The sequence below is a fragment of the Streptomyces sp. NPDC102437 genome (genome assembly GCF_044765565.1).
Lineage (GTDB): Bacteria > Actinomycetota > Actinomycetes > Streptomycetales > Streptomycetaceae > Streptomyces.
In genome coordinates, this window is the sequence record NZ_JBIWKI010000133.1 from 1 (window position 1) to 2,788 (window position 2,788).

The following is a 2,788-nucleotide window of genomic DNA, read 5'->3' on the forward strand; positions in this document are numbered from 1 at the left end:
CGGTGGGGATGTCGTAGACCCAGCCGCGCAGCGTGAGGGTCTTCGCCGCCAGTGCCCGGACGACGCTGGGGTGCGTCGCCAGGTTTGCCAGCTGAGCGATCACGTTGTTCCGTACCAGGACGCTCACCTTGTCCTCGCCGGGCTCGGCACAGGCCGTACGGACCCGGGAGGCCTCCGCCCTGCGGAGGGCTCGGACCACGGACATTCGATCATCTGCGCGACAGCGGACGTGAGTGTGCCGTACGTCGGGCCCGCCGATTTGTTGCTGGAAGCCAGGGCCCCGTGTGAAGCCGGCGGCTGCGCTCTTTTTAGAGGTCTCACGGGACCGGGTAACGGGTAGCGATCCGCCGGCTTCGGCCCCCATTAGGTAACGGGGGGGACAGCCCGTCGGCGAGACGGGGGCTGGCCCCATGGATCCGGCGGTGCGAATGGGCGAGGCTCGGCCCATGCCCCGAATGACTCTGGCCCGCGGATTCCTGCGTACGGCGAGCGCCGCGGCGCACCTGCGGCTCTTCGTGCTCGTCGGTGTCGCCACCGTGCTGGTGACACGCGCCTTCCTCGTCCTCACCGACTACCCGAAGCTCGGCGGCGGGGCGGGCCACGGAGGGCTGCACATCGCCCACATGCTGTGGGGCGGGCTGCTGATGCTGGCCGGGCTCCTTGTCATGCTCGTCTTCACGGGACTTGCCTCGCGGCGGCGAGGAGCGCTGATCGGTGGCGTCGGCTTCGGCCTGTTCATCGACGAGGTGGGCAAACTGGTCGCCGTCGACGGCTACTTCTACCGCCCGGCCGCAGGGCTCATCTACCTGTCGTTCGTCGCCCTGACCGGCCTCACCTGGTGGGTCACGCGGCGCGGGCGTACGGACAGGGAGACGGTATCCGGCGCGGCCCGCTCGGCGGCAGCGGCGGACACCGCGCTGCACGGCGCCCTGTGTGGGCTGACCCCACAGGACAGGGACGAGGCGCTGCGCCGTCTGCGCGCCACAGGCGGCCCGGCCACCGCGCTGGACGCGGCTCTGGCGGCCGTGCTCGAAGCCGTGCCCGAGCGCCCGGCCAGGCGGCCCGCCCCGCACCACGAGCTGGCCCGGCGAGCCCGTGATTGGGTGACGGCCCGGGTGTCCGGCAAACGGCCGCTCGTCCACATCGCCGCGTGGGGCGCGACCCTTCAGGCAGCACTCCTGTTGGTCGCCATCGCCGTCGACGGCCTCACGGGCGGCCTCGCAGACGAGACGCAGTGGACCGCCATCGCGGGAGCTCTCGCCTGCTCCCTGACATCCCTGGCCCTCTCCCTGCGCGGGACTGCTCTGCTGCGCCGCGACCGAAGCGCGGCCCTGCGCACCCTGCGCGCCGCCCTTCTGGTGGACCTCCTGCTGGGCCAGGCCTTCAAGTTCACGATCAACCAGTTCTCCGCGGTGGCCGGTTGGCTGATCAGTCTCGCACTGCTCTACGTACTCTCGGCCCAGCTGGGCCGCGGCCCAGCTGGGCCGAGAGTACGTAGAGCGAGCGCACGCGAGCCACTGACCGGTTGAACGGGCCGCTATGACTGCCGGTTCAACCCGGTCGCGCGTTTCCCACCGCCGCCGGAGGAAGCACCGTGAATGCTGGTCATGTGGGTTGCTGGTGCGCGCCCAGGGTCCACTGATAGCCGATCTCGGCGATGTCGGGCGGACCTCATCATGGTGGGCGGTATGCCAGGCCTGGTGTGCCGCCGGCCTGGCTCGAAAAGGGCACCGCCAAGGCCGGCCTCGCTCACATCATGATGCGGCACGGCGGCGAGTTCATCGAACGGGGCACAGCGCCAGAAGACATCCCCAAGCCCCTGACCCGGCGCTGACCGAGGGCAAGATCGTCGGATATCAGGGCGCAGACACTGGTAGGCCGATTTACCAGACTGTGTACAACAGACGGGCTGACGGCCGTCGTGGTTTGGCTGCTGGTCGCGTCGGCGCTGTCGGGCTCTGACGGGGTCAGCGTTCGTGTTCCGGGTGGACCGTGGAGGTTGTGGTCGTGTGCTGCACGAGGCCGCCCAGGATGAGGGCGAGGCCGGCCTCGAATGCCGCTTCATGGCCGAGGGCCGGGACGTCGGCCGGCAGGTCCTCCTTCGGACCTGTTTCCGCCTGCTCCTCCAGGACGCAGCCGACTGTGTACGGCGCTGTCACGTTGTTGGCTGCTTGGGTCTCTGACGGTGCGTCGGGGTGTGGTGGGGCTGGGGTTTCGGGCTGGTGCTCAGGCTTCGGCGGGCTGGCCGGCGGCGCCGGTGGCCTGGTCCCAGATGGCGAAGCGGGTGGTCATCTCGGTGCGGTATTGGGTGGCGGTCATCAGGTGGCGGCGTGGTCGGAAGTGGGGTGAGATACCGCTGAACGCGGACAGGAACCGCTGGGCCCCGCCGACGCTACGGAAGCCCTTCATGGCGCGTTCGCGCTGCCGGGTGGGCTGATGACTGTTCTCGGCCCGGTTGTTCAGGCCCTTGTGGGAACGGTGCTCGATGGAGGGCATGACCTCGCGGTGGGCCGCGCCGTAGGAGCGGAGCTTGTCGGTGACGACTACCCGCGGCACCGAGCAGGTCTTCTTGAGCAGTTTGCGGAAGAACCGCCTGGCCGCAGCGGTGTCCAGCCGGTTCTGGACCAGGATGTCCAGGACGGTGCCGTCGGCGTCCACAGCCCGCCACAGGTACTTCTGCTCTCCGTTGATTCTGATGAAGACCTCGTCCAGGTGCTTCCCAATGCTGATGTCAAGCCGCCGTCGTCACTGAGGGTGTGACCTGGTAGCACCGTCGGTCACGGATCAG

At 69.3% G+C, this 2,788-nt stretch carries 3 protein-coding genes and 1 pseudogene; 1 reads left to right on the plus strand and 3 read right to left on the minus strand.

Annotation, left to right across the window (positions count from 1 at the left end; genetic code table 11):
- A partial coding sequence (locus tag ACIRJP_RS42245; RefSeq protein ID WP_404186507.1) for a carbonic anhydrase occupies positions 1-205 on the minus strand: 205 nt, incomplete at its 3' end.
- Positions 206-446: 241 nt separating this feature from the next.
- Here ACIRJP_RS42245 and ACIRJP_RS42250 point away from each other — a divergent pair.
- Positions 447-1,529, plus strand: coding sequence for a hypothetical protein (locus tag ACIRJP_RS42250; RefSeq protein WP_404186509.1), 1,083 nt, complete (start codon positions 447-449; stop codon positions 1,527-1,529).
- A gap of 438 nt (positions 1,530-1,967) precedes the next feature.
- Here the strand turns inward: ACIRJP_RS42250 and ACIRJP_RS42255 are convergent, their stop codons facing one another.
- Both ACIRJP_RS42255 and ACIRJP_RS42260 read right to left on the minus strand, forming a co-directional pair.
- A complete protein-coding gene (locus ACIRJP_RS42255) occupies positions 1,968-2,159 on the minus strand; it encodes a hypothetical protein (RefSeq protein WP_404186511.1) in 192 nt (63 codons plus the stop codon).
- 67 nt (positions 2,160-2,226) lie between these two features.
- A pseudogene (locus tag ACIRJP_RS42260) lies at positions 2,227-2,715 on the minus strand (IS6 family transposase); the annotation flags it as partial.
- Between the last annotated feature and the right edge of the window lie 73 nt (positions 2,716-2,788).